This is a genomic window from Mesorhizobium ciceri WSM4083 (assembly GCF_000519305.1).
GTDB lineage: Bacteria > Pseudomonadota > Alphaproteobacteria > Rhizobiales > Rhizobiaceae > Mesorhizobium > Mesorhizobium ciceri_B.
In genome coordinates this window covers 1-26,227 of record NZ_JAFG01000012.1, presented here as the reverse complement: position 1 = coordinate 26,227, position 26,227 = coordinate 1, and the positions used below count along the sequence as shown (strand labels likewise).

Annotated in this window: 20 protein-coding genes; 6 read left to right on the top strand and 14 right to left on the bottom strand. The window is 58.8% G+C overall.

The window, feature by feature from the left end; all coding sequences use genetic code 11:
• Positions 1-761: 761 nt before the first annotated feature.
• From MESCI2_RS0121820 to MESCI2_RS0121810, 3 genes are read right to left on the bottom strand one after another with little or no spacing between them, the layout of a single operon-like run.
• On the bottom strand, positions 762-1,979 hold the full coding sequence (locus MESCI2_RS0121820; RefSeq protein ID WP_027038428.1) for an ABC transporter permease: 1,218 nt from the start codon (positions 1,977-1,979) through the stop codon (positions 762-764).
• Positions 1,976-2,680: an ABC transporter ATP-binding protein gene (locus MESCI2_RS0121815; RefSeq protein WP_027038427.1), complete on the bottom strand. Its 705-nt coding sequence runs from the start codon at positions 2,678-2,680 to the stop codon at positions 1,976-1,978. The genes MESCI2_RS0121820 and MESCI2_RS0121815 overlap by 4 nt, the downstream gene beginning before the upstream one ends.
• Before the next feature lie 3 nt (positions 2,681-2,683).
• Positions 2,684-3,970: an efflux RND transporter periplasmic adaptor subunit gene (locus MESCI2_RS0121810; RefSeq protein ID WP_027038426.1), complete on the bottom strand. Its 1,287-nt coding sequence runs from the start codon at positions 3,968-3,970 to the stop codon at positions 2,684-2,686.
• Between the two features lie 1,229 nt (positions 3,971-5,199).
• On the opposite strand from MESCI2_RS0121810, the gene MESCI2_RS0121800 reads away from it, so the two are divergent.
• Complete coding sequence (locus tag MESCI2_RS0121800) at positions 5,200-7,065, top strand: ABC transporter ATP-binding protein (RefSeq protein WP_027038425.1); 1,866 nt, start codon at positions 5,200-5,202, stop codon at positions 7,063-7,065.
• An 18-nt stretch (positions 7,066-7,083) separates the two neighbouring features.
• Here MESCI2_RS0121800 and MESCI2_RS0121795 read toward each other — a convergent pair whose 3' ends face one another.
• The 3 genes from MESCI2_RS0121795 to MESCI2_RS01000000135000 are packed head-to-tail and all read right to left on the bottom strand — an operon-like array spanning position 7,084 to position 9,832.
• Positions 7,084-8,319 carry an HAD-IA family hydrolase gene (locus MESCI2_RS0121795; protein ID WP_027038424.1) on the bottom strand — a complete coding sequence of 412 codons (1,236 nt, stop codon included), beginning with the start codon at positions 8,317-8,319 and terminating at the stop codon, positions 7,084-7,086.
• A gap of 3 nt (positions 8,320-8,322) precedes the next feature.
• Positions 8,323-9,378: a DNA-processing protein DprA gene (locus tag MESCI2_RS1000000136205; protein WP_050596611.1), complete on the bottom strand. Its 1,056-nt coding sequence runs from the start codon at positions 9,376-9,378 to the stop codon at positions 8,323-8,325.
• 19 nt (positions 9,379-9,397) lie between these two features.
• Complete coding sequence (locus MESCI2_RS01000000135000) at positions 9,398-9,832, bottom strand: XRE family transcriptional regulator (protein ID WP_081738833.1); 435 nt, start codon at positions 9,830-9,832, stop codon at positions 9,398-9,400.
• A gap of 659 nt (positions 9,833-10,491) precedes the next feature.
• Here MESCI2_RS01000000135000 and MESCI2_RS0121775 point away from each other — a divergent pair.
• The gene (locus tag MESCI2_RS0121775; RefSeq protein ID WP_027038423.1) at positions 10,492-11,451 is read left to right on the top strand and encodes an omptin family outer membrane protease; all 960 of its coding nucleotides are present in this window, start codon (positions 10,492-10,494) and stop codon (positions 11,449-11,451) included.
• Positions 11,452-11,766: 315 nt separating this feature from the next.
• On the opposite strand, the gene MESCI2_RS0121770 is transcribed toward MESCI2_RS0121775, so the two are convergent.
• From MESCI2_RS0121770 to MESCI2_RS0121750, 5 genes are all read right to left on the bottom strand, one after another.
• Positions 11,767-13,002: a type II toxin-antitoxin system HipA family toxin gene (locus tag MESCI2_RS0121770; RefSeq protein WP_027038422.1), complete on the bottom strand. Its 1,236-nt coding sequence runs from the start codon at positions 13,000-13,002 to the stop codon at positions 11,767-11,769.
• Entirely contained in the window at positions 12,995-13,642 is a 648-nt protein-coding gene (locus MESCI2_RS1000000137105; RefSeq protein ID WP_081738832.1) for a helix-turn-helix domain-containing protein, read from the bottom strand. Before MESCI2_RS1000000137105 ends, MESCI2_RS0121770 begins: the two co-directional genes overlap by 8 nt.
• Before the next feature lie 479 nt (positions 13,643-14,121).
• Positions 14,122-14,625: a hypothetical protein gene (locus MESCI2_RS1000000136200; RefSeq protein WP_050596610.1), complete on the bottom strand. Its 504-nt coding sequence runs from the start codon at positions 14,623-14,625 to the stop codon at positions 14,122-14,124.
• Positions 14,606-14,947 (bottom strand): nucleotidyltransferase family protein, encoded by a 342-nt coding sequence (locus MESCI2_RS0121755; protein ID WP_081738831.1) that lies wholly within the window; start codon positions 14,945-14,947, stop codon positions 14,606-14,608. The genes MESCI2_RS1000000136200 and MESCI2_RS0121755 overlap by 20 nt, the downstream gene beginning before the upstream one ends.
• Before the next feature lie 524 nt (positions 14,948-15,471).
• Positions 15,472-16,281, bottom strand: coding sequence for an EipB family protein (locus MESCI2_RS0121750; RefSeq protein WP_032901156.1), 810 nt, complete (start codon positions 16,279-16,281; stop codon positions 15,472-15,474).
• Between the two features lie 580 nt (positions 16,282-16,861).
• Between MESCI2_RS0121750 and MESCI2_RS0121745 the strand changes: the two genes are divergently transcribed.
• Positions 16,862-17,218, top strand: coding sequence for a hypothetical protein (locus MESCI2_RS0121745; protein WP_027038419.1), 357 nt, complete (start codon positions 16,862-16,864; stop codon positions 17,216-17,218).
• On the opposite strand, the gene MESCI2_RS1000000137100 is transcribed toward MESCI2_RS0121745, so the two are convergent.
• On the bottom strand, positions 17,215-17,457 hold the full coding sequence (locus MESCI2_RS1000000137100) for a beta-eliminating lyase-related protein (RefSeq protein WP_245270419.1): 243 nt from the start codon (positions 17,455-17,457) through the stop codon (positions 17,215-17,217). The two genes, MESCI2_RS0121745 and MESCI2_RS1000000137100, sit on opposite strands and share 4 nt — an antisense overlap.
• Before the next feature lie 1,354 nt (positions 17,458-18,811).
• On the opposite strand from MESCI2_RS1000000137100, the gene MESCI2_RS0121730 reads away from it, so the two are divergent.
• Both MESCI2_RS0121730 and MESCI2_RS0121725 read left to right on the top strand, forming a co-directional pair.
• Positions 18,812-20,254, top strand: coding sequence for a UbiA family prenyltransferase (locus MESCI2_RS0121730; RefSeq protein ID WP_032901154.1), 1,443 nt, complete (start codon positions 18,812-18,814; stop codon positions 20,252-20,254).
• 444 nt (positions 20,255-20,698) lie between these two features.
• Positions 20,699-22,564 (top strand): hypothetical protein, encoded by a 1,866-nt coding sequence (locus MESCI2_RS0121725; RefSeq protein WP_245270415.1) that lies wholly within the window; start codon positions 20,699-20,701, stop codon positions 22,562-22,564.
• Positions 22,565-22,616: 52 nt separating this feature from the next.
• On the opposite strand, the gene MESCI2_RS1000000137090 is transcribed toward MESCI2_RS0121725, so the two are convergent.
• Together MESCI2_RS1000000137090 and MESCI2_RS0121715 are read right to left on the bottom strand one after the other, a co-directional pair.
• Positions 22,617-23,060: a TOBE domain-containing protein gene (locus MESCI2_RS1000000137090; protein ID WP_050596608.1), complete on the bottom strand. Its 444-nt coding sequence runs from the start codon at positions 23,058-23,060 to the stop codon at positions 22,617-22,619.
• A gap of 291 nt (positions 23,061-23,351) precedes the next feature.
• The gene (locus tag MESCI2_RS0121715) at positions 23,352-24,320 is read right to left on the bottom strand and encodes an NAD-dependent epimerase/dehydratase family protein (protein WP_027038415.1); all 969 of its coding nucleotides are present in this window, start codon (positions 24,318-24,320) and stop codon (positions 23,352-23,354) included.
• Positions 24,321-25,434: 1,114 nt separating this feature from the next.
• On the opposite strand from MESCI2_RS0121715, the gene nifH reads away from it, so the two are divergent.
• On the top strand, positions 25,435-26,227 hold a 793-nt coding region (gene nifH / locus MESCI2_RS0121710; RefSeq protein ID WP_027038414.1), incomplete at its 3' end, for a nitrogenase iron protein.

Sequence of the window (26,227 nt, the reverse complement as noted above, 5' to 3'; positions counted from 1 at the left end):
TGTCCAGTGTCCGACACAACATGGTTTGTTGGATCGCACCTCACGCTATCATGCTTCCGGTTGGCGCGATGGAGGTCCCGGCTCGACCCCGGGCCACATCCCTTCGCCCTCAACATTGAGCGGCGATCGCCAAGAATTGGCGTCAGGAAACGGCGGCCAATCACGCGTTTTTTGGCGGCATGTGGTGCTGCTTTCCGATCTTGCCTTACAGAGACGGCAGCCTCGTCGGCCGCTGCCCTGCGGTCTATTCGAGCTTCTTGCTCTGCGTAAGCGGCGCGAGAATTCCGGTGCCGCGCATGCCTATGGCTCTGGTGGCGGGCGACAACGCGCTGGTGGCGCGATCGGCATGGACCGCACACAGTCAATGCCGGCCGCATTTATCTCAGCGCCGGCCCGTCAAACCGATCGACTTTCGCGAGGGCTGGTCGTGCCCACTTCAACAAGATCGGCGAGGTGAGGGGGAAGGCGGGCTCGACTTGTAGAAGGCTGAACATGGACGGCGCTCATGCAGTGTCGACGCCGAGCGGTACGATGATCTTCCAGCACTACCGGATCGCTGGCTTGGCCGACGAGCTGGCGCCGCATCAGCCCACTCGTCGCGGCCGAGGCGGAGCCGCAGATACGAGGGGCTGCTCATCATCTGCGATGTGACGGACCAGCCCGAAGGCCTCATGCGCCGCATATGAAGTCTTTGATCGAATCGCATTCGCTGGCCACGATTGGTCGGGCACCGGAAAATCCGACGGGGAGGCGGCCTCGGCTCACTCGTGCCGCAGCGCGTCGATCGGGTCGAGCCTTGCGCCGCGCAGCGCCGGGAAGAAGCCGAACACCATGCCGATCACCGCCGAAAAACCGACAGCGAGCAGGATGACCGCCGGGCTTGGCGCAAAGGGGATGGTCAGTGCCACCGAGGCGAGGCCGGCCAGCGCCAGGCCGATCAGGATGCCGATGATGCCGCCAAGCAGCGACAGCACCGTCGCCTCGACCAGGAACTGGATGAGGATGTGCTTTTCATGCGCGCCGATGGCAAGCCGGATGCCGATCTCGCGTGTGCGCTCGGTGACCGAGACCAGCATGATGTTCATGATGCCGATGCCGCCGACCAACAGGCTGACGCCAGCGACAGCGCCCAGCATGCCGGTCATGGTGGTGGTGGCGCTGGCCATGGCGTCGGCCATCTGGGTCATGTCGCGGATGGCGAAATCGCTCTCGCGGTCGGCGGTGACGCGCCTGATATCGCGCAAGATATCCTCGACGCGCGGCTGCAGTTCGCTGGTCGGCGTCGTGTCGTCGGCGGCGATGTAGATGTTGTCGATGTCGCGGTTACCGGCGATACGGCGCTGATAGGCGTGCAGCGGCATCAGCACCACATTGTCCTGGTCCTGGCCGAAGCCGGTATAGCCCTTGGGCTCGAGCAGTCCGATGATCTTGCAGGAAGTACGGTTGACGCGGATGATCTCGCCCTCGGGGTCGCCGGCGCCGAAGAATTGCTGGCGCACCGTCTGGCCGATCAGGCAGACGCCGGTGCCGGAGCGGGTTTCGGAATCGCTGAACGGACGGCCGGACACCAGCTTCCAGTCGCGCGCATCGAGATAGGCGCTGTCGGTGCCGGTGACGCCCGATGTCAGGCTCTCGGTGCCGAAGATGACGCGGACCTGCTTTTGCGAGGCCGGCGAAATGGCGCGCGCGCCCGTCAGATGCGCGACCAGTGCCGCGAGGTCCTTTTCGGCCAGAGGACGGACCACCTGGTCGAGCCCGCCCGGACCGCCTGGCCCGGCCGGACGGCCGGAGCGGACGACCAGCAGGTTGCTGCCAAGCTTGGAAATATCGGCTTTGACCTTCTCCGTCGTGCCGGAGCCGATGGTGAGCATGGCTATGACGGCGGCGACGCCGATGACGATGCCGAGCAGCGTCAGGAACGAGCGCAGCACGTTGCGGCGGATCGAGCGCAGCGAAAGGCGGACCGTTTCCCAGATCATGCCGCCTCCGCGTTCGCGGTGTCCGCGGCGACGTGGCCGTCGAGGAAGCGGATCGTGCGCTCCGCATAAGCTGCGACATCCGCCTCATGGGTGACCATGACGATGGTCAGGCCAAGGTCGGCGTTGAGCCGGGTCAGCAATTCCATGATCTCGTGCGTGCGCGCGGTGTCGAGATTGCCGGTCGGCTCGTCGGCGACAAGCAGCGTCGGCCGGGTCACGATGGCGCGCGCGATCGCCACGCGCTGCTGCTGGCCGCCAGAGAGCTCCGCCGGCGTATGGTGCTCGCGCCCGATCAACGCGACCTCAGCCAGCGCCTGCATGGCGAGATCGCGGCGCTCGCGCGCGGCAACGCCGCGATAGATCAGCGGCAGCTCGACATTTTCCGCCGCCGTCGTGCGCGGCAACAGATTGTAGCCCTGGAAGACGAAGCCGACATAGAGGTTGCGCAGCAAGGCGCGACGGTTGCGGTCGAGCCGTCCGGCATCGACGCCGATGAAAGAATAGGTTCCGACCGTCGGCGTGTCGAGGCAGCCGATGATGTTCATGGCGGTCGATTTGCCCGAGCCGGACGGGCCCGTGATGGCGACGAACTCGCCGCGCCGGATGGCGAGATCGACGCCGGCCAGCGCATGCACGCGGGCCTCGCCCTCGCCATAGCTTTTCCAGACCTTGTCGAAGGTGATCAGCAGGGGAGCCGACACCGGTCAGCTCCGCTGCTGCGCGCCGGTGATGACCTGCGCGCCTTCGTCGAGACCGGACGTGATCTCGGTCAACTCGCCGTCGGTCGAGCCGATCCTGACGTTGACCGGATGCGGCCGTCCGTTCTCCAGCACATAAAGCGTGCGCGAGCCGTCGGTCGGCGCCTTCGTCGCTTCGCGCTGCCGGTTGGGGCGGCCCATGCGGCCGATGAACAGGTCGCGCAGGCTCCAGCCACGCTCGGCCTGTTGCGCCGGGCGGTAGCGGAAGGCGGTCGAGGGCACCGTGACCACGCCCTTGGCCTGCTTGGTGACCACTGAGACGGTTGCCGTCATGCCTGGCCTGAGCAGAAGCTCGTTGTTATCGACCTCGAGCCGCGCATTGTAGGTGACGACGCCATCGGTGGTGACAGAGGCATAAGCGATGTCGCGGATTTCGGCGTCGAAGGGGCGGTCGGGGAAGGCGTCGACGGTGAAGCGGGCATGCTGTCCAGGTTTCACCGCGCCGATATCGGCCTCGTCGACTGCGGCCTGCAATTCCATGTTCCTCAGGTCGGCGGCGATGATGAACAGCACCGGCGCCTGCAGCGAGGACGCAACCGTCTGGCCGGGATCGACCGAGCGCGTGAGCACGATGCCGTCGATCGGTGCGTAGATCGTGCTCTTGGCAAGGTCGGTCCGCTGCGCCTTGAGGTCGGCCCGGGCGATGGCCAGATTGGCCTCGGCGCTGTCCAGTGCCGCCTTCGAACGATCGCGCGTTGCCGTCGCTGCCTCAAGCGACTGGTCCGTCGCCATGCCGCGCTTGGTGAGGGCCGCCGCGCGCACCACGGCGTTCTCGTTTTCCTGCAGCGTGACCTTGGCGGTCTCGACGGCTGCCGCCGCCGCCTTTGCCGAGGCTTCGGCACGTTCGATCTGGACCTCCAGCTTGGCGGTATCGAGCGTCGCCAGCACGTCGCCCTTCTTCACCTGCTGGTTTTCATTGGCCGCGACCGAGCGGACGATGCCGGAGAGCTCGCTGGAAATGTCGACCTGGGTCAGCGGCTGCAGCGTGCCCGTGGCCGATACCTCGACGATGAGGTCGGCGGTCGCCGCGGGCACGGTGGTATACTCGACCCTCGGCGGAGCGGCCGCATACTCTTGGTAAACGCCAGTGCCGGCCGCGACGATCGCTGTCGCCAGCAGAACGTAGAGCCAGAAGCGTCGACGCTTGCGGCTTACGCCCTTACGGTCGAGCCCGAGCGCGCTCTCGATGGAAGTGTCGGATCCCGCCTTCGACGGATTGACAAGTTGGTCCAGGCCAGACCCCCAATGCTGAAAATTGCTGTCCCTATCCGTGCACAGATCAGGTCTTAAGGTTCAGATTTGATTAAGTTTCCCTCGTGTTGAGATTGAGGCACCTTGAGGCGGGCGAATGGTTGTCCCCGCGGTCACTTGCTTTACGATGCTATTACCACCGAACGGCTGGCCGGAATTCCACTTGCAGGGGTGCCGAACTCGCCAGCAAGGGGATCGGCATCTTCGTGCGGGAGGAGAATATCGGACCGATGCCTTGCCCGGGGAGAAAGCGTGACGGCTTGACCTTCGACGAGTTCGATCTGGTAAGACTGCCGCTCTTTCGCAGCGTGGCCGATCTTCAGCGACAGACTGGCGAAGGCCGGGTTTCTAACCCGTCATGGAGCCGCTCCTGCACTTGTTTCGACCGGTTTTAGGCAGATCAGGCCGTGAGGGAATGTCCCTTGCCCGCAGATGATCGGCAACCGGGCTCGATCGCGCGACGCGCGGGATCGGTCCTTCCGTGGAACCAGCAGTCGATGTCCGAAGAATAAGGTTCCGTGGCTATCGCGCGACCCATGGCTGGCGCAGCAAGGCAGCAGCATGAGCGCGCGCTCCTCAGCAATCACCCTGATCAGGATCTGGTGAGGATCGAATTCGGCTCGGCTGCGACGATTATCATGCGAGCCGCCATCCGGTCCTCCCCGAGCGTCTCATAGGCGACCCTTCTGTGTCCGAAACTGACAAGAATGTCGGAACCCCACCGGCGGCGGTCACAACCAGGCACCGGCTGGCGAGCAAGCGGTCGAACGCAAACGGAGCGCGATCGGCATGCAAATTGCTTTGATGAACCTCGTAGGCGAGACGTCGACAGGGCGTCGCGGAGGACGGGTAATAAACCAGGAGCGTGCTCGATGCTCGCAGTGCGACGGCCAGAACAGGATGATGAACCCAGCCACCTGGGCAACTGGACCGCTATAGCCAGCCGCGGCGCTTCCTCGTAGATCGCGCCACCTGCGCCAAGCCGGTTGGCGTCCATCAGCACCACGAGGGCCACCCTATGCAGCTCCCGAGGCTGGCCACAGCGTGCATGTAGAACCAAGCGCGCCCCTCGGCTTTGCGTGGTCCCTTCGAACCGCGCCAGGACGGCATCGATGTGTGGACGCTGGACGTGCGCTCGGCCCTTCAGATGGCGCGAGCGCTCTCGCCCGATGCGCCGCACCCATTCATCCGATCATCCGGTTTGACCAGCCATGTCGCCTTTGCATTCGATCTATCGCTACTTTGAGACGCTTATCCGCCCGCTGGATATCCCCTACGCGCCGTTGCCGGCAACAGGTCCGTTTGTGCTGCTTTTGCATTTCGCACGCATGTTCCGCGGCGTGCTGGGGACCATCGCCGTCTTCACGATGGCGGTCGAGGGAATAAACCTCGCGGTGATCTGGGGCATGTCTATCATTGTGGACGGCGTGAACAAGAAAGGTGCGGCGGTTTTCCTTGAGGAAGCTTGGCCTACGCTTACGTGCCTCGGGCTGCTGATGTTCCCGGTGCAACCGCTGCTGATGTTCTTCGTCAAAACGTTGGGGTCCCAGGCAATGAACGTATGCATGCCCGCGGCTATGAAATGGCACGGCTACAAGGCGGTCGAACGTCAGGACCTTGCTTTTTTCCAGGATCTCTTCGCCGGCCAGGTGGCGTCGCGCATTTCGCAACTCGCCTCTGCCGTGCAGCAGCAGATCGTCGTAGCGTCTTACAGCATACCGCATTTCCTCGTGCACGTTCTCGGTTCGCCCTGGCTGCTTGGCACAATGTCCTGGCCACTGGCGCTTCCGGTCTTGTTTTGGATCGTGGCCAACGTCGCTGTCGCGGTTGCGGCAGTGCCTCATTTTTCCCTCCGGTCCCGCCACTCTGCCCGCGCGCACAGCCTCGTCATTGGCGCCATGACCGACCTCTACAGCAACATCCATCTGGTCAAGCTGTTTGCGGCCGAAGACAGCGAGGCGGGCGCAATGCGCACGATCATGAGAGATGCCATCGAGACGCAGCACCTTGAACGGCGCATTCACCTAACAACCGACACCAGCGTTTTCTTGCTGAACGTTGTTCTTTCGCTCACCAACATCGCCGTAGGGTTGTGGGGACTCGTGGGCGGTTTTCTAACCACCGGCCAGTTTGTTGCTTCAATGCTACTCATTCAGCGGCTCAGCGCCAACTCCCTGGCCTTTCTCCAGCTAGGGCAGCAGATATTCCAGGCTGTGGGCACGATACGCGACGCGATGCCTGTCATCACCACGCCTCCAACGGTAATCGACGCCCCCGGAGCTAAGCCGCTGGCCGTGGTCGCCGGCACCGTCGAGTTCAGGGATGTCAGGTTCGAATACCGGCAGGGAAAAGGGGTACTTGAGAACCTATCGCTTAGGGTCCGCGCCGGCGAGAAGGTCGGGCTCGTCGGCATGTCGGGGGCTGGCAAGTCGACTCTAATCAGCCTGCTTTTGCGGTTCTTCGATGTAAACGATGGCGCAATCGTCATCGACGACCAGGATATCCGTTCCGTAACGCAAGCAAGCCTGCGTGAGAATATCGGGGTCGTTGCCCAGGATGTCTCGTTGCTGCATCGCTCTGTCGGGGACAATATCCGTTACGGCCGGCCGGATGCCTCGCCGGAGGAGGTCGAACGCGCCGCAGTGCTGGCCGATGCGGACGGCTTTGTTGCGGATCTGAAGGACAGCGAAAACCGCACCGGCTACGATGCTTTCGTCGGCGATCGCGGGGTGAAGCTTTCCGGCGGTCAGCGTCAGCGGGTCGCCATCGCACGGGTGCTGCTTAAGGACGCGCCCATCCTCCTTCTGGACGAGGCGACTTCCGCCTTGGACAGTGAAGCCGAGGCGGCGGTCCAAGAAAAACTCGAGCTTCTGATGGAGGGCAAGACGGTGATCGCCATTGCCCACCGCCTGTCGACAATTGCCGGCATGGACAGGATCGTCGTGCTCGACAAAGGGCGCATCGTCGAGGAGGGCTCCCCCTCGGAGCTACTCAAACGGGACGGCCTTTATGCCCGGCTGTGGAGGCGGCAAACCGGTGGCCACATTACGGACACTTCCGAGGGGAGCTCCAAATAAGCCCGTTGGAAGTCTGTGTTAGAAGTCTTCGGTGTGCCGGCAGTGATCCGGATAACCCGAACAGCCCCAAAATTTTTCGTGCGTCGTGTGATTCTCGCGTATCTTCATCGATCGTCCGCAGGCCGAACAGGTCTTGCGCGAGAAGACGCGCTGATCCTTGGCAATCGCCATCACCCGGACCTCGCCAGCCCCGTTGGCGTTAAGAATGCGCACACACTCTCTTGTGGTCTCTCCGGTCGTATAGACGTCGTCGAGCAGCAGAATCTTGGCACCGCTCCAAGTGTAATCCGTATCGAAGGCGTCCTTGATGGCCTCCGCTCGCTGCAGGGCGTTCATCTGCTTGTAGCCGTCGATCTCCTTGACGGTTTTCAGGCCGCTGAGTTCAACCTCGATATCCTCGTCGAAATGGTCGGAAGCGCTTTCGAGCAGTTCCTTGAAGCGGTTGCGCTCCTGCGAGGGCTTCATGGGTACGGGGATGATGCAATCGGGATTCCAGTCGAAAAGGGCGACGGCGCGGCCAACGCATTCGCCGAGGATCTGCGCTTGGCTGTCATTATTTTTCAAAGACAACACGGCCGCGCTCAAGGCGCTCGTCGCATGCCGCGGATCGGAAGCCGGGAAATAGCGGCCAAGTGCATAAACGACGGGCTCATCGTCGCAATGGAGAATAGAGCCCCAATGGCTGTGGAAGGGCCATCTGCTGGTCAGCGCTTCGCCGATGTAGCCGCGCCCACCGATGCGGTCTCGGCGTAGCAGCGTCGAGGCCTTCGACATGAAAATGTCGGGCGCACTGGACGAGAGCTCGAAGATCGACGCAGGACCCCAGCGGACTGCAACGGAGGCCAATCCGGCGTGGTAGGCGGCCTCTACATCTCCGACATCATCGCCGATGTAAAGCGACTCCCGGCTTGCTGCGATGCCAAGGCGCCGGAGGGCTTCCTCGATCGGCGCAGGATCTGGCTTGTGGTTCTCGGTGTCGCCGTAACTGACCAGCACGTCATAAGGGATACGGAACTGCTGAAGAACAGCGGTCGCGTACCATTCTGGCGATGACGTAACAATGCCGACTGCCTGCCCGTCGGCCCGCAGCAGCGCAGGAAGTTCATGCGGCGCTGCCCGCCCTTGCGCTGGAAAGGCTCGGATCAGATTCATATTCTGACGAACGGCTTCCCACATTTGCGAGCGTCGCAGATGCGCGAGCGCCGAACTGTCGACGAGCGTCATGTCGAGGTCGAAAAGAAACACGTTCGGCATTGGTCAGAGCATCGACATCTGCGTGGGTGACGATGGCCGAACCGGCGCGTCTTGGGCTGCATCACCTCCCAACCGATTTTCCAGCAGCTCAAGCATGGAGGTGTAATCCTCCTTGCTTGCAAGCGGCACAGCCACGGGGCCACTGCGATATCGTTCGAAGAGAATACGCCGATAGTCGCCTTCGGCCCGCGCGGCGTCGGCGAAGCGGGTCGCCGAAAACTGTGTCATCGCGAGGATGCCCTGGCTCTTGGGTTCTGCGGCATGGCGGCCCTGCGGCACTGGCGCAAACAGCAGGCGGTTCTGCTGGATCGTGAAGCGGACAGTGTGCATCGATCCGCCCTTGATGTCCGTTTGCATGACGAACGTCGCGATCGAAAGCCCGCTCTGCAGGCGATCGCGTTGGACGAGATTGCGCGGCGACGGCGGCACACCGAAGGCCTGCTCGCTGATCAGCGCGCCGTCCTTGTCGAGAATCTCGTCGGCAAGCTTTGCGTTCTGTCTCGGATAGATCGCGTCGAGACCGCCGGCCATTACGGCGATGGTCCGCCCGCCATGATGTAGTGCTGCTTGGTGACTAAGCGTATCGACTCCGATCGCCAGCCCGCTCACGATCGCCCAATTCGCGCTGATGAGGGTTTCCACAATCCTATCACTAACGATTTCGCCGAACTCGGACGGCTCGCGCGTCCCGATACAGGCGACGCTGCGGCGGGGCGGCAGCTTGCCCTTAACGAAGAGAATGGGAGGGCGGTCGGAGAGGGAACGAAGAGCCTCGGGATAGTCGGAGTCGAAGATAGAGAGGACACGCACCCCACGTCGGTCGGCTTCATCAAGCACCCTCTGGGCTTTTTCACCGGCATTGACTAGAGCGGCGGGTTCGTGAAGGCTCTCGGCGACGGCGGCCGACACCACGCTTCGAAGCTTCCCAGGCTCTGCTTCGACGATGCCGTCCAAGAGCGCAAAGCGCTCGGCGAGCCGTTCGGCCGTAGCCGGACCGATGCCGCGCAAAGCTGTGAGCGTGAGAATACCAGCTGCGGTTCGCGTCTCGGTGCCAATCATGAATCAACGCCTTTCAAAATTACGACCGGCCTTCAACGTTCTGTGGCGACAGCCTTGTCAAGCGCTGCGGATGGACGGTGTCGGCGTGTCCAGCCGTGGCGAGAGACGTTCTACGAGGAGCGAGATTTGCGGAGAATGTGGAGCGAGGGTCGCTGATAGCATGGATGCGCAGGGCCGGGTGCTTTGGTAGCCTGACGGTCAGCTCGAGCTTTCCGCCCACGGCTTCGACATAGCTGCGAAGGGTCGAGATGTGCATATCAGCTTGGTTTTCGATCTTGGAAACAGACGGCTGTTTGATCTTCAGAGCGGCAGCGACGTCAGCTTGGGCCTTGCCTGCTATGCGGCGCAGGGCCCGAAGACCTTCTACCTCTTTGGTCGGCTTCGAATATAGCGCCTCGGTGTGGTCCCGCTGTCTCTGCGGCACAGATGCAAGGATCTCGATACCACGTGCCATGAAAATTTAACTCCGTAATGTTGGCGGACCGCACTTGCGTCAGACGAAACACGGCACACGATTGCGAGAGCCGGCATCGGAACCCTGCAGGGCAGTCAAGATATCGATCGCGCCATCTCAAACGTGCTGTCGGACCACCAGAATGACGGCTCTGATCGAATATAGCTCTCAGGCTATCTTGGATCAACGTCGAACCGCTAGGCCGAACCCCTGGTTAAGCCCGGTGCTACAGAAGGGCACTTCGGTGAGATCAAGCCCCAGCAAACAACCAAGGCAAGCTATCATGCCAGGACAAAGCCCATCCGAGGCGCCGCGCCGGGCTGCGGATGTCCCGCCGACTTGTTTAACGACGCCACCGCAATTCGCTCCGCAAGGGGTCGCGAGCCGAAATTCAAGCACGCCATTGCCGTAAACTGATCCAGCTCAAGGCAGCCCGCGGCCACCCATGTAAAAACGGGCAACGAGCGCGGGCGCACCAGACAAAGGGCAGTGACCAAAGCGATTCCTCGACGTCGCGTCGAAGTTCAACGTCTTCGCGCCAGCGCCCAGGAATGGTCCACGCGACGAACAGTACGGGCGAACGGCGCTGACAGCCGCCGACGTTCAACGAAAAATCACCAACGGCTATCCCTATCCCTGGGGGCCAAGGAGGCTGCCCTATGAATCGCTGCACATCATCAATTGCAACTCTTGCTTTCGCCACTGTCTGCACATGGTCGGCCTTCGCCACGGCAGCGGATCGGACCATCTATTCAGCGCCCGACAAGAGCCTCGTGTTCCTTGGTGGCGTCGGCTACACGTGGCTCAAGGCCGACGAGCTTGTCTTCGACAGCGCGGGCAACCGTATCAGCAAATTGATCTGGCAAACCAATGCGCCGGTCCTGACGGCCGGCCTCACGGCTGACGCAAACGGCTGGACCTTTTCAGCCAATGCCGTGGTAGGTTTTTCTGGCAACAGCCACATGGAAGATTACGATTGGTTGGAATTGGCGCCGAGCTTTGCTGCTGCAGATTGGTCGAATCAGTCGATCCATCCCGACACTCACCTTGACCGCTACATCAACCTTGATCTCGCAGCAGGCCGGGATTTCGCGATCGACGAGGTCACGACCCTAAACCTGCATGGCGGCTTCAAATACACGAACGTGAAGTGGAGCGCTTATGGCGGTTCGTACATAGGTAGTGTGGAACGCTTTCGCGACACTCGCGGCAAGTTTCCGCACGACGAACCGCTCGTCGATTACGAACAGCGCTATCCGGGCTTTTTCCTTGGTGTGGAAGCCACCACGAAATTAGACAATTGGGCGCTCTCGGGTCTCGTGCGCGGCGGCCTTTCGATTAACGCACGCGCCATTGACCTTCACTGGCCGAGCAGGGTGGGCCAATACGACTTCCGTACCAATCCCTTCATCTCGGTCGGCGCCAAGGCTGATTATCGAATCAGCGACCGCGCCAGCCTCTTCCTGACCGGCAATTTCGATGAGTATTTCCGGGACAAAGGCGACACGACATCGTACGAGCTTTCGAAGGGCGCCCAAAGCAGCATGACCTTCAAGGATAGCGCTGGCCTGGACTTCTATGCCTTAACCATGTCGGCCGGCTTCAAGCTGACGTTTTGAGTACAATCGCGTCTGAGCCGAGCACAAACCTGCCGCCAAGCCCGCCATCTGCTCGCCGAGAGCGCCTATAGCTCGAGCGGGATTCCGCGACCCCCTCGTCCAGCACGGCATCGCTCCGCGGTTCCGGATCATGGAGACACCGCATGAACCGTAACTGCGATCCGATTCTTTAGCGCCAAGCCACAAGATCGATAACACACCTTCGCTCGCCTCAAGTACTGGGGGCCCATTCTCGTCCGCTATCGCTTTCGCCGCCAGTTTTCACTTCCGGGATCAATCAGTCCTGACGCTGGCCACGGGCAGGTAGAGTTTCCGCTAGCCGATGGACCTCTTCCTTGCGAGGGGAACGATCGCGATGTTGCGATCGATCGCATCGACGACGTCTTTGCCGAGCCATAGGTTGTTCTTCTCGGCGCTCCACACGTCGAGGAAGCGCTGGACGGTTTCCTGGGCGCTGTCGAGAACCAACTTCTCTGGCAGGCGTGCTTTTGCTGCCAGGTAGCGGAGCTCGTCTTTGTTGAATTCGCTGACCCTGTTGGTACGCGCAAATTTCAGCGCCGCCGTTTCATCGGGAATGTAGGGGATGGTGGACAAAAGATCGTAGGCCGGAGACAATGCAGGCGTCCTGCGATCGTAATAGATCAGCGACCAATTTTTGAGATGCATATCGGCATTGCCGATCAGTGTGCAATAAACCAACCGCCGGATGAATTCGGCGATGCTCTCTTCGTTGGTTTCGATCCCGAGGACAGTGGCGATGTTGCGGTAGCTGGCACTTTCGTACTTCTGGTCGGGATAGCGACGAAAGACCTGCGCGAAGTCCTCTATGTGGACAAGATCTGCGCCGTCTCGATCGAAACGACGAATGGCGAAAGCCTTGTCGCCCCGCAGCCGCCCCAGCCCCTCGGGAAGGCCTTCCAGAGAGTTGACATCGACCAAGTCGATTTCAGGGACATTGATGCCGATGCGAGAGGCGATCGTCATCATCGAGAATTCATTCTCGGGGACGCCGTCAAACCGCTCAGCCGGGAGTTTCACAATCCAGGAGCCGCCGACGCCCTTGGCCGGAATGACGAGGCCGCTGTTCTTGCGCTTGTTTCTGATGGCCGAGAACTTCAGCTGCACGCCGGCGAGCGAAAACCGCAGTGCCTTTTCTTTTTGTCTGGCGCCGCCGGCGGCGTTGCTGGCGGGCGGCCACGCCTCTCCGTTCGTCGGCGTGATGGTCACGGCGCCGGGTAGGTCGCGCCCCAGCACCCACAGCAGGAAAAACTCGCGTATCTCCTTCACGCCGGCCCGCTCTGCCAGGTACTTGCGCAATGGACCTTCCGGCAACAGGTTTGAGAAGAAAGGCGATACCTGAACATGGGTGGCTGGTTGCTCGGTGATGAGCCCGCCGTGATCGTCTTTGAAGGAGAGACTTAAGGTCGGCCGTCGCGCATCGTCGATGTATTCCTGGGTGAATGCAAAGATCGAGCGGTCTCCTTGCAGGAGCGTGAGCGTGGCGATCTTGTTTCCATACAGGGCGACATCGAGGATGGACACATCACTCATTGTCGTCCTCCAGATCGTAGGCTGGTTTCGGGCCGGCTGTCGTTACATTGACAGCGTGAACGAGACGATTGCGCAATGCCTGCAGCGATCCCGTTGCCTCGCGCAGCTTATTGACCACCTCGGGTGCCGCGGTGATCCTGCGTATGTCCTCGTCAAGCGCTGCGCTCCGTGCCAAGGCGCGCCGCAACTCGTCGAAAGGCTTGAGCGCCTTGTTGAGCGCCTGGAAATCGATCAGCTGAAATTGAATGGGAATGCTGCGGAGCTCCCTCAGGACCGTCGACGCGCGATTCAATTGCGAGTCATTGGGTAGAGCTGTGCGCAGCGTCTGCGTGACGATCTCAGCTTGGCGTAGTTTGTTCAGGGCGCTCGCGGCTTCTTTGCTGGTGGCCTGGGGCGTGGTCGACCGCACGACACTGTCCACTGCGGGAAGCGCCTTCTTCGGCACGAGCTTCACCTCAAGATCGAGGAGCCGCGCCAGCTGAATGAGGCTGGAAAGTTGCAGATCGACCTTCCCGCTCTCGATTTTGGAGATGTGACTTTGAGGCACACCTGCGCGCGCGCCGAGGCCACGCTGGCTCAAGGCTTGGGCCTCGCGCGCGGACTTAAGCACTTTAATGATGTCTTCTGTTTCGTAGGGCATTTGATGTTCTTTAACATATCAGAGTCCACCATAGATATGCTTTTGCATATCAAATTGCAAGGCCGTTTGGTGGAGAGAGTGATCCGCAATTATATATCGAAACGGAATTCGATATGAAATAGCATATCATTTGACTGGCGGAATTAACGCCGCCGCTCAAGGCCTAAGCAGCGCTGCGCTCGCGCAAAACAAGTGCAGACTTGCACTACGAGCTAGGAAGCGGGTGGGTTTTCAACATTGAACGCCGGATGCTTGACCGATCATTTCGATTGCCGTTGACCATCCAATCGCGCTCGACAACACCGCCTCGGAGCTAAATAAGGCGGGTCACGACGGATGGAGCGAGCGCCCTGGCAGTCGCCGGCCTGCTCAATCAATTGCAGGGCATTAGGGAGCAAACGCCACCAAATCAATAGGCAATTACATCTTTATTTCAGCGAACTCGCGTCCGGGCTGCGAAAGTGGAAAGCCGTCGACTGTCAGGGCTTCCAACTGCCATTATTGTCCGGCCCGCTAAATTTTTGGGCGAACTCGTTCACTTCGGATCGGAATTTCTCGAATGCCGATCCAGTCTCGACCGCCCGCTCCAGCACAATCCCGGGATCAAGGGTGAGGCCATAGCTGTTCCGCTCCCGATGGCGGAAGGACCGCAGCCTGTCGAGTGCATTGAAGCATTCGTCAGAAATCACCGTGTCCCGAACGCTTGGGAAGGGATGGGCCATCCGCTTCAGTAGCGAGACATGCCAGCCCTCGCTGTGGTCAATTCTCGCACCATCGATGTCGCTCGCTATCATCGCCATTACACGTTCGCAGCCCGTGTAAATCTTCTCCACACCCGAAGCGAGGCCTTGGACCGCAAGCCAAGTCCAGACAGGACCGATATTCGCTGCTTCTTCGTATATCCTGACACTGTCGGCCAGCATCTTCGCTTCTTTTGCGATGTCGGCCAGCTCGTTGTTGATGTCAACGAAGATGCCCAGCATCGACCGCCTCCCTGGTCAAACGCTCGAGCCTGTGGGCAGGCACTTCATCGAGATAGACGACATCGAACGGCAGACCACCGAGGCAATCCTCGACGAGTCCCTCGATGGCGTATTTCAGGTGACGCGGGCAGTGCTCGACGAGGAAATCAATGTCGGAATCCGGGCCAAAACGACCTGTGGCGAGCGATCCTATCACACGTACAGTCACGCCCATGTCCGAGAGCGCCTTGCAGGCAAGCCGCGCGCGAGCGACAGCCAACCGACGGCGCTCGCTTGCCCGATCCGACGCAAGACGCTTCAACCGACTGTGCGAGTGGGCCATCCCGGCAACCACGATTCCAACTCCGCTACACGCTGCGCTTTGGCAGATATGCGGTTGCCCCGTACTTAAGTCAACTCATGGTCAGTCACGGGTTTTCTCCTGAGGGACGAACGCTTTGGGCGAGCCTTCCGTCCCATGGCCTGCCGTCGAAGAGAAATCGTGCTCAATTCCGGCACGAATGCTGCGCGATCTCGGACCCGCGATCGTGCCGTCGCCAAGACGGCGCGAACCGCTCGAATATGAAGCCCATTCGACTTTCGAGTTCGGCAAAACTCGGTTCCGTCCGTGCGTCGTCTCAGCCGCGGAAGCTTTCAATGGGCGTAGCGTGCTGCGACCAAAACGCCTTGAACCGAGGAGAAGTGTTGTGTACGTGCCACGTTTCGTGTGCGCTCCGTGCGAGTGGATCGTAACCAAAAAGCCCGACGACGGCTCGCGGGACACAGCCATCGTAGTCATCTGCAGCGCAGAGCTTGGCTCGATGGAATTGGCGCCGATCAGAAACCCCTCTGCTCCCGAGTGGCTACTTATTCGCAGGTAGCCGAGTTCATATCCGAAACCTCAAGACTGATGATCTTGCCTGAAAGCGAGAAGTCGCCATTATCCGTCACGAAGTCGCGCATTATGCCAGTCTCGTGCAACGTGAATCTAAGGGTAGATTGTGGTACTGTTACCCCCTCCTTGTCGCTCTCGTCGAAATAGGTCTTTGTGACCGGCCAGACGCGGCCTTTCGCAAGAGCTGGCGTCACAGGGTTTTTTTGGTCGATCTCGGCCTCCTTGCCGATCAGAATGCTCGTAGTCATCGCCTCCGAGCTGTCGTCGAACAGTCTAGTCTCATAAAACGTCTCGCCGGCATCGGCACGGCTTAACACGTCGAGCATCTGCTGTGTCGGAAACAGTGTCGAGCCGATGTTGAGAGTCTGTTGCTTCGGCTTTTCCAGTTTGACTTTGACGTCCTCATCCTGTCGTGTCGCCGTCCCTCTCACCTCCTCCTGGAGTTCCTCGTCGATATAGCTTTTGGTCACGAACGAAAACGACTTGCCGCCGGGATCCTCGAAAGTCGTCGATTGCCGATCAATTACCCCGTCCGCTTCCTCCGAAATGACACGAAGCACTACACGGGTTTGAGTTGTGTAGCCTACGCAGGCAGAGCCACTGAACTCGTAACTCATGCGACCCGTTACCATGCCAACCCCTGATGGGGCGGACGCTTTAACTAGCGCCAGGTCGTAAACAGCACGATGAGGCAACAGAACGCGCGCTGCCAAGGCGGTGCCCGGAAGTGGTAGGACACTGAGGGCAGCGATAACAAGGATGAGCCGGGTCGAAACAAGCATTGAAATCTCCGTTTGATGCACCCGGATCGGGCTACAAGCGTGTCGTATGAGCTGAATGGCGCGACACCATTGGTGATGCGCCGGTGCTATCGCGCGGTCTCTGATCCACAAGGCGCACGCACTGCGGCGGGAAGACACATCGCAGACAGCCTCGCCCGGCTCGACCTCGTCATGCTGACGAGCTTGGCTGTCTGCGTCGCGGCGCAATTACTGTTCCAATTGTTCTATCGAGACATCGAACGCGGGAAGTGCTCTGCATGTTCGTGTGTGCGCAGGCACGGCTATCCCGAACCAACGGCTGGCGTAGCAACCACGAGCGCAGCAGCAAACTTTCCCAGGGTGTCTATCGGCAACCTTCTGGTGCCCGAAGCTGCACAAGAATGTCGCGACTCTCACCGAACCTGCTGGCAGCCGCCGCTTGCATCGTTCACGTCGCGGAAGGCCGAGAAGAGGGTGGCGCAGTCGCGACAATTGGCTTATGGGTTCGGCCTCGGCTCCTGGCCATCAATTGGCGCCAATGTTCAAGGACGACCCGAGAGCTTGGGTCCGACCCGGGCTGAGCAAAGGGGATAAGGAACACTTGGGCGAGCACGATCCGAAGGAAGAGCTGATAGAGACGATTTTCCGCAACGGTTCGATTACCGTCGTGGGCATCCTGCTTGCCTTTTCGCTCGGCTTCGTCACGCATTGGGCGGCGAACCCCATGCCATGGGGGCTTTATGACCTGCTCGCCGTTGTGCCGATCGTGGTAGGCATCGCGTTACAGATGCGGGCACTGTCCTCGCTGCTCAACGTGAGTTCGTTGCGCCGACCCCTCTACGAACGCGCCAACCGCATCTTCATGTCCGGTCTTATCCTGACTGCCTGCGGTGTCGGGCTGGCCATCCTGCTCGATGTCCTCGAAATGTCGGCCAACGGCACCATGCCCGTCGCTTAGAGGACCCTTTGAACGCCTTGAACGATCGGTGACTCAACTGGCCGGCCCGTTTTCGCCGAAGGGCGATCGTGCTCGCGAGAGCTCTGCGGAACGAGACGACCGCATCGACCCAATGTTCCATTCTTCGTGGCGCCAAATGACAAAAGGTCGACGCCGGCCTTCCACGTCATCTCGGCCGGGCAGCAGGCGAGAGTGGTAAGTACGTTGGCGAAGCAGGCGCCGTCCATATGGAGCGGCAGGTTCGCTGACCAGCAGATATGGCCGATCGCCTTGATCTCATCGAGCGCGTAGTCGATCCCACGTTGGTAGCCTGCCTGATGCTAACGCTGGAGGGTTGACGATTTGGGCCGGGGCATGGCCTCGCGCCTTTTCTACTCGATACGCACCAGCCTGCTGGTTGTCTTCGGCGCCGCGCGTTCAGCGTGCCGGTCGGGACGGCGGTCGCCTTCATTGCCGCTTATGTCGCAGCTCGTCGAGCATGTCCTGCTGCTAATCATCGACGTTCAGGCTTCGCTACCATTCCTCATCGTGGCGCTGGCCATGCTCGCTTATTTCGGCAATTCGCTGACGCGGTTCGTCCTATTGATGGGATTTACGGCTGGGAGCAAAATGCGCGGCAGGCGCCGGGACTGGCGATCACCTCCGGCGCATACGGCTATGCCAGCGCAACGCGCCAGCTCGGCGCCCATCCGTTGTGTGTGTATATAAGGTATATTCTGCCCGACATTTGCGGCGACACCTCTCGTGGCTGCGACTGTGACCTTTCCGGAATCGTTCTGGTGGCTCCGCAACGGTCGCCGGTGGCCATGGTCGCGAGCGTATCCACGCAGGCGGAGCGCAGCTCCGACGGACTTTCGCTCGGCTAAGGTCGCAATCTTCGTCGAAGACACGTCGACCCAGACATCCTGATCTCTTCAACCTCAGTGTTGTGGGTGCTGAGGGCAAGCTTAGCCAACCTATGTATTTGGCCGATCGGTCGCCATATGCGCCGCGGCCATGGGTCCGTGGTTGATGTGCGCCTTTGCAGCGACGGCAATCGCGGACGAGCTCGCTCTATGACGCAATAGCAAAGGTTGAAATTCGCCGCATGCTCGGTTTGCCCCACCGCAGTTGGGTCGCTGCCGATCGTCGCAGCGCACCTGGCCTCACTTCATGCTGTCGATTTGTTGAGTGTACGACAAAGGCAGAAGTTCTCTCAGAATCACGCAGCCATTGAAAACTACGCGAAAAAAGTCTTTTGGGCTCCTGCTGCATAGTTGGCACGACTCTTGATCCTGCTTGGCTGCAACGCAGCTGGACTTAGCGAGCCCAGGAAGGAAGGAACAACATGTCAGGTCTGGTCTCCGGACACGGGGCGTATCCGAGGTTCAACACTCTCAAGATGCGTCCCCCAGCCGTGTTGACCTGGGACTTGGATCGGCAGCGACGCGCCAGACCAAATCGCTGCGTCGTTTCGCGTTCAAGGAATCGACACGCCTCGGTGTTGACCCAACCAAGCAGAGTAGAAGTTCGGATTCTTGCGTATCCAGGCAGTGGCAGCTTTGTTGCCCTCGTTGATCCCAGCGACGTGACTTCGGTTAGGGAGTCAAGATCATGATTTTCAATTTGCGCGGCTTTGATCGCCGATTACCTCTAATTTGTGATTTGGATGGCACTCTGATAAAGTCGGACAGCTTGCATGAGAATTTCTTTCAAGCCTTCTTTCACTCACCGAAGCGCCTGTTTTGCTCCGTTCCGAGATGCCTTAACCGCGCCGCCTTGAAACGTACCCTGGCAAGCATTCGTCCGATCGAAGTTCGAGCCCTTCCATATCGTGAAGAAGTGTTGGTTCTGATACGTGAGGCGCATGCTGACGGACGTGAAATTCATCTCGTCACGGCAGCAGACCAGAGCATAGCTGACAGAGTCATTTCTCATCTTGGCGGATTTGACGGGGCGAAGGGCAGCGATGGCACTTTGAACCTCAAGAGCTGCAACAAGCTCAAATGGCTTCAAGAAAGCTTCCCAAACGGGTTCATCTACGCGGGCGACAGTGCTGCGGATCTCCCAATCTGGGAGGTGGCTACCGGAGCCGTTCTTGTCGGCAACGCGGTGAGGTACGCGAGCCGACTCCGAAACGCTGGCGTCGAGGTTAGGACCATCATCCCTGAAAAAAGCGAGTTGGTGAAGGACTGGCTGCACGAGCTGAGGATACACCAGTGGTCGAAGAATGTGCTGATCTTTGTTCCGCTGTTTCTCGCTCAAGAGGGGGGGGACTTTGGTGTCGTCTTGAACACGGCGATCGCCTTCGTTGCTGTCGGTCTGGTTGCTTCCTCAACTTACGTCATCAACGATTTGGCCGATTTGGAGTCGGACCGGGCGCATGCGACCAAGCGCTTCAGGGCGATTGCCGCCGGAAGAATACGCATCATCAACGGCTTCGTGGGAAGCATATTCCTGCTCGCTACAGGATTGGGAATGGCCTTGTTCTTACATCCGCGATTCGCGCTGACCCTCTCGGGTTATCTGGCGCTGACATTAGCATATTCATTCTCTCTAAAGCGCTACGCCTTGCTTGATGTGACAGTGATTGGATGGCTGTTCACATTGAGGATCATCATGGGACAAGTGCTGAACGATTTCGAATTTTCGCCGTGGCTGTTTTCTTTCTCCTCCATGCTCTTCTTTTCGCTGTCGCTCGCAAAACGCCATGTGGAGGTGATGCGTGCACACTCCCAAGGACGGGAGGTTGTCAGAGGGCGCGGATATTTGCCGGACGATTGGCCACTCACCCTCGGCTATGGCGTTGCTTCCGCCTCAGCTTCGATTGTCATCATGCTGATTTTCGTCGCGCTTGATCCCAGAGTGACGGAAACCTATCGCAATTCCGTATGGCTCTTTGTGGCCCCGGCCGGCATGTTCGTCTGGCTGCAAAGGATCTGGATTCTAAGTCATCGCATGCGCTTGCATGACGATCCGGTAGTTTTTGCGCTCAAGGACAAGACGAGCTACCTCATCGGTTTCTGCATCGCATTGGCGTTTGCTTTGGCACTATAACACAAAGGCCCCGCGTGCAATGCAATGGACCATCGCAGTGATCTTGCTAAGCCCCTGTGTTCTGGCAGGAGTCGCCGGAAGTCTGGGAGGGCGCGTCGGAGCCGCGCCAACGGCAGGTTTGCCGGAAGTGCGGCTTCATGCAGCCCAAGGCGGGCACTCGCTCTTGCACAAGTACACGTGGTGCAGTTGCGTCTGCAAGCCGTCCAAGTGCGGCAAGTATATCTGAGACGTGGAACCTCTCCGCGGATCCGTAGCCGATGCACATGGCGCCGCATTAATCCCAAGATGCTGATTGTGGGTGCGAGCAGAGATTGCCGCCGCCAAACCTGAGGTCATCTTTTGCTAGTTAAAACCGCCTCCCTGATTTCAAGTGCTCTCACATTAGGCGCCGTAGGCTATGCCATCGGCCTGCCGGCCTCCAGGTACTTTGAGGCCAATATTCGAATGCGTTTGCTCATCTCGCCGGCCATTGGGCTTGGCATATTCGGCGCCGCGGGTGCCTCTATCTTTCATCTACTGCCATTTACAGTCAGCAATCTACTTGCAACTACCATCTTTCTGTCAGTTGCCGCGGTAGGGTTGTCGAAAGCGGCCTGCCCGATTTTCAGCTCGCCGGTAAGTCCAAGCTTCTCCTGGATAGCTGTTGCGTCTGTTTTCGGCCTTTTACCTATGTTGACAGTCATTCCCCAATATTATGGCGCTGGCGCGAGTGTCGGTGCTCCGATTTTTGACCATGCCAAAATAGCCATCATCGATGAAATCGCTCAAAACGGTTTGCCTCCTTACAATCCGTACTATTCCGAGGCCCAGGGTTCCAATATTCTTATTTACTACTACATCTGGTACTTCTTAGCCGCTTCTTCATCAATCATTACGGGCGCCGGTGGCTGGGAGGCCGACATTGCTCTTACTGCCGTGACGGCGTTGAGTTCGATCTTCGTCGTAACATGGCTTGCCGTCGCGCAAAGTAAACGCTCAGATGCCGCATGGTGGGTACTGCCGCTACTGCTTGTAGGCCCGCTTAGCCGAATCCTTCTATTTATCTCTGAAAAGTCCGACGATTGGATTGTGGCAATGGGTCATCCGAGAACGTGGTTTGCAGAGGCGGCATGGTCACCCCAGCACCTATTTTCCGCGACCATCGTCCTAATCGTTATTACCGCATACATGCGAGTTCTATTTTGCAATATTCGAAACAATATTGCTTTGTCAGTGCTGATGGGAGCAATGCTAGCGACCGCTTACGGCAGCTCCATGTGGGCGGGCGGCCTTTCACCCCTTTTGGTATTGCCTGTTATAGGACTGCTGTCGACTCCCCATATATTACGCGCTAAGCGGACGATGCAGGTGGTCACGTCAATTTTCGTCATTGCTGCTGTGACAGTACTCTGTGCGGGGGTGCTGGCGTACGAGCAAGCAGCCATCTTGGAGACAAGAACCCCCGTGGAATTTTGGATCTTTCCCGTATTCGCCGGTGGGAAATGGTTTATTGACCTGCCGGGGTTCTGGCTCATCCGAATCATTTTCGACTTCGGCATTCTGTTTCTATCCTTTGTTGTGTGGCGGGCAGAGTCGAGCTATCCCCTCCAGAAGGATAACGGCAACCTGGCTCCAGCAGTAATGTCCACCGTATTAGTTCCGTTCACGTGTGTTCAGTTCGTGCACAGCGTAGTCATGTATAACGACTTAGCACTCCATGTCGCAATGCCATCGACGCTCCTCATGATGGTGATTACTGCTACAGTCTTATCACGGCACATGGGCGAAAAAACAAAATTGGGACGGCTAGTGACGGTAGCTGTGGTGATATTGCTGACCCCATCGATTCTGGTTGGCGCTCGAGATCTATACGCATATGCGTTTCGGTTCCGGGTTGAGGGTCCGGAAACCGAAGAAACTAAGGCTTTCAGAGCGTCTTCTGAAATGTGGAAAGCCGTTCGACGAGTAACGCCACCCAATGATGCGGTCGCTAACAACCCGCTAGACCTTGCTGAGTTGACGTTTTCGCCGGCGAATATTTCATGGGCAATAATGTCGCAGAGGAGAAATTGTGCGACGTCTCTGCAACATCTGCGTGCTTTCGCTGGTCAACTCTCGCCGGAGCAAGCATCCGATATTGACGGGTTTTTTACAGATGTATTCCACGGCAACATCACTGAAGCTCGGCTGAAAGTTATGAAGGAAGAGTATCGTTGCAAAACGCTGGTTGTTACGGTTCGAGATGGGTTATGGGGTAAGCCGCTTCTGGACCATAATTCAGTTTTCCAGCTTGTTTCCGAGGAAAAGGGGAAGTGGCGCATTTACCGATAGTAGGTCCTAGGGTCCAACTCAGTGGGACTCAGGAAGACCTACTGATAGAGTCTTAGTAGTTGATCCGCGCTCCATCGCGGTCGAACAGATGGACAGCCGCCACCTGCGGCATCAGACGCACGGTCGATCCTGGCTGCGGCGCCAGACGTTCCGACGAGATCGCCATCATCAGGGTTTCTGCGACTTTCGCAATGATCTGCGTCGACGATCCCATAGGCGCGATCACGACGACTTCCGCTGGAAAGCCCCCGTCATTTTTAAGGTGCTCCGGCCGGATTCCATAAGTTGCCGCATCGCCATGCGCGTTCGCTGAGAGCGGCAACTGAGCGGTGCTATGCGCGACGAACACCCCGTCCTGCACTGTGCCGGGGATGAAGTTCATCGCAGGCGAGCCGATGAAATCGGCCACAAACACGGTGGTCGTAAAGATCAAGCGGCGACCGATTTGTTGGATGATATCGCCTCGCATGACCACAATCCTGTCGGCCATCGTCATGGCCTCGACCTGATCGTGGGTGACGTAGACGATGGTCGTTTTGAGCCGTTGGCTGCTTGATTTCTGTACGTATCTGCACCCGGAGCTTGGCATCCAAGTTGCTTAGCGGCTCATCGAAGAGGAACACTTGTGGATCGCGCACGATCGCTCGGCCCATGGCGACACGCTGCCGTTGACCGCCGGAAAGTTGCCTGGGTAGCGTTTGAGGAGGTCGGTAATGTTTAGGATCCTGGCTGCATAACCGACCTTCTCATCCGTGGTCAGACGGCGCCAGCGGGCGTTGGCACGAATTTACAAGGACTTCAAAAACCCCGTATAGGCCTCGTAAATGATATCCATGTCACTCCAAATTGGCGCCCAGCCCAGGCCTTTGGTCGTCGCCTCGATGTCGAGCAGGTAATCAATGTTCGCGATAGCAAACTGTTCCGGATAGAGTAATGTCAAGGCGACGTTATCCAACAGTGAAAGAATAGGCTTCAGAATGATCGCGGGTACAGGAAGAAGGACCGATCGTGAACCGGCTCGCCGAGTTAATTCTCGGAGAAGCTCTTTGACCGTAGGCGGTTCACGGGAGCCGAGGTGAAATGGACCAGACGGGCAATTTCGTTCTACAGCCGCCAACGCAGCAGTGACGCAATCCTCAACGGCAATCATTTGATAGCGATTTTCGCCGGTGCCTACTAGCGGGATAGGTAGCCCTGCCCTGATCAGCCGAAAGAGCTTCATCAATATTCCAAGGCGCCCAGCGCCAGCGATGAGTCTTGGCCGGAATATGGTCGCGTGGAGGCCGAACTCTCTACAGGCATGCATCAGAAGCCGCTCCGCTGCCACTTTGCTCCTGCCATAGGGTCCGATCGGACGTTGCATATCGGTTGGATTGACCGGCGTACGCTCTGGTTTTCCATAGGTCATGTCGGTGGAAAAGAAAACAAGTCGCTGCGTGTGGCCAGCCGAGATTGCTTCCAACAGGCAGCGGGTCCCATTGACGTTCACGTCAGAAAACCATTGATCTCGATTTCTGTAAGGTACATCACCGTGAAATTGACGCGCCGCAAGGTGGTAGACCACATCATCGCGTTGGAGCTGAAGCTTCCTCAGGTCTCGGTGCTGCCGTACGTCACCAAGTATGAAATCCAAAGAGCTCTTCATTCCCAGCGGCTCGTCGAGATCAAAAACGACAACGTTCTCTCCACGCTCAGCGAGAACGGATGCCATGTACGTTCCGACGAAACCGGAGCCTCCGGTGATGATATGTCGCATCGGCTACGCCGTCCGAGCAATCAGGACTACGCCTGCGCAAATCAGTGCGATGCCAGCCAGCCTTGGGAGTGGTATCGCCTCACCAAGCACAAAGAAGCTAAGTGCGACCGCAATTACGTATCCGATTGACAACATTGGATAAGCAAAACTAACCTCGTAGGTCGACAGTACAATGATCCAGGATAACACGCTTATCGCATAACAGCATAACCCGCCCCAAAAATAAACATTACCAGCGAGTGCAAGAGCCGCAACTAGTGGATCAGCAAAAGAAATGCTACCAAGAGACAGCATAGCTGCCCGGAGAGCGATTTGAGCTAGTGAGTTCATGCTCACGCTAAAAAGGATCATTCCAAATGAGGAAGCGGTCATGATATATTATCTGATTTCTGGAGAGTGAGACACGCAATGTCCGGAAGTGCCGTAGTTCCTTTGCGTAAGCGACTCAGAATAGAAATTTAATTTTTATGGCTTATCGAAATCAGATCAGCTCGTTTACTAGTATATTCGCAGGTGAATGCGTTACCCGTCGCTGACGTGAAACCTGAAATCTGTGCCCGGTGTGAATGTTGATATACGAGGCACGTGGCATGAATAAGGCAACAGTGTTAAAGTTTTTCGATGTATTGTTTCTAGTGTTTGCTATCCCATTAATAAACTTTGAACAGCTAAGCGTTTCGAACTGAGGAGCCGGCCGAAACGAAAAACGCTTACGATCAAAATTGAAGAGCACGGGATCGGACGCGAATAGTGCCAATCTGCCGCTCAGATAGATATCAGGCGCTGCGCAGACTGTGCGTGGACGGATTCCCTATCGCCGCTTACGTAGCAATCGCCTCGGCGCTGCCGCATTCTGCCAGTCAGCGTAGCGGCCTCGAGGATCGCTATCCGACGCGATCTGTCGCCCTTTGTCGGTTCCGCTACATGGGTCGTCCGACAATGGCTGTCGGATGGCGAGCCAAGCCGTTGAGGAGCAACGCTTGGTTTTTCCTCGGGCTGGCTCGGGCGAGTTGGCATGGATCTTGAGGTCCTTCGGCTGTGAGGCGGCGAGAGCTGCCGACGGCATTGATGTGGCGGGCGACCGCGATTGCAGGAACGAAGGAAGGAAAGCACTATGGCAGGTCTGCGTCAGATCGCCTTTTACGGCAAGGGCGGCATCGGCAAGTCCACCACCTCGCAAAACACGCTGGCCGCCCTTGTCGACCTCGGCCAGAAGATCCTCATCGTCGGCTGCGACCCCAAGGCCGATTCCACAAGGCTGATCCTGAACTCGAAGGCGCAGGACACCGTGCTGCACCTTGCGGCCGAGCAGGGTTCGGTGGAAGACCTCGAGCTGCAGGACGTGCTCAAGATCGGCTACAAGGGCATCAAATGCGTGGAGTCCGGCGGTCCGGAGCCGGGGGTCGGCTGCGCCGGGCGCGGCGTCATCACCTCGATCAACTTCCTCGAGGAGAACGGCGCCTATGACGATGTCGACTATGTCTCCTACGACGTGCTCGGCGACGTGGTCTGCGGCGGCTTCGCCATGCCGATCCGCGAGGGCAAGGCGCAGGAGATCTACATCGTCATGTCGGGCGAGATGATGGCGCTTTACGCGGCCAACAACATCGCCAAGGGCATCCTCAAATATGCCCATTCGGGCGGCGTGCGGCTGGGCGGGCTGATCTGCAACGAGCGCCAGACCGACCGCGAGCTCGACCTCGCCGAAGCGCTGGCCTCNNGGCTCAATTCCAAGCTCNTCCACTTCGTGCCGCGCGACAACATCGTCCAGCACGCCGAGCTCAGGAAGATGTCGGTGATCCAGTATGCGCCGGACTCCAAGCAGGCCGGCGAATACCGCGCGCTGGCCGAGAAGATCCATGCCAATTCGGGGCAGGGCACCGTGCCGACGCCGATCACCATGGAGG

What these genes read in the sequence shown, in the direction of transcription:
- MESCI2_RS1000000137105 (WP_081738832.1), bottom strand. Translation starts at nt 13,642, where the DNA reads ATGCCCTACGAAACAGAAGACATCATTAAAGTGCTTAAGTCCGCGCGC.
- MESCI2_RS01000000135000 (WP_081738833.1), bottom strand. Translation starts at nt 9,832, where the DNA reads ATGGCACGTGGTATCGAGATCCTTGCATCTGTGCCGCAGAGACAGCGG.
- MESCI2_RS0121795 (WP_027038424.1), bottom strand. Translation starts at nt 8,319, where the DNA reads ATGCCGAACGTGTTTCTTTTCGACCTCGACATGACGCTCGTCGACAGT.
- MESCI2_RS0121730 (WP_032901154.1), top strand. Translation starts at nt 18,812, where the DNA reads ATGATTTTCAATTTGCGCGGCTTTGATCGCCGATTACCTCTAATTTGT.
- MESCI2_RS1000000137090 (WP_050596608.1), bottom strand. Translation starts at nt 23,060, where the DNA reads ATGACGATGGCCGACAGGATTGTGGTCATGCGAGGCGATATCATCCAA.
- MESCI2_RS0121800 (WP_027038425.1), top strand. Translation starts at nt 5,200, where the DNA reads ATGTCGCCTTTGCATTCGATCTATCGCTACTTTGAGACGCTTATCCGC.
- MESCI2_RS1000000136205 (WP_050596611.1), bottom strand. Translation starts at nt 9,378, where the DNA reads ATGATTGGCACCGAGACGCGAACCGCAGCTGGTATTCTCACGCTCACA.
- MESCI2_RS0121715 (WP_027038415.1), bottom strand. Translation starts at nt 24,320, where the DNA reads ATGCGACATATCATCACCGGAGGCTCCGGTTTCGTCGGAACGTACATG.
- MESCI2_RS0121750 (WP_032901156.1), bottom strand. Translation starts at nt 16,281, where the DNA reads ATGCTTGTTTCGACCCGGCTCATCCTTGTTATCGCTGCCCTCAGTGTC.
- MESCI2_RS0121725 (WP_245270415.1), top strand. Translation starts at nt 20,699, where the DNA reads ATGCGTTTGCTCATCTCGCCGGCCATTGGGCTTGGCATATTCGGCGCC.
- MESCI2_RS1000000136200 (WP_050596610.1), bottom strand. Translation starts at nt 14,625, where the DNA reads ATGCTGGGCATCTTCGTTGACATCAACAACGAGCTGGCCGACATCGCA.
- MESCI2_RS0121755 (WP_081738831.1), bottom strand. Translation starts at nt 14,947, where the DNA reads ATGGCCCACTCGCACAGTCGGTTGAAGCGTCTTGCGTCGGATCGGGCA.
- MESCI2_RS0121775 (WP_027038423.1), top strand. Translation starts at nt 10,492, where the DNA reads ATGAATCGCTGCACATCATCAATTGCAACTCTTGCTTTCGCCACTGTC.
- MESCI2_RS0121770 (WP_027038422.1), bottom strand. Translation starts at nt 13,002, where the DNA reads ATGAGTGATGTGTCCATCCTCGATGTCGCCCTGTATGGAAACAAGATC.
- MESCI2_RS0121820 (WP_027038428.1), bottom strand. Translation starts at nt 1,979, where the DNA reads ATGATCTGGGAAACGGTCCGCCTTTCGCTGCGCTCGATCCGCCGCAAC.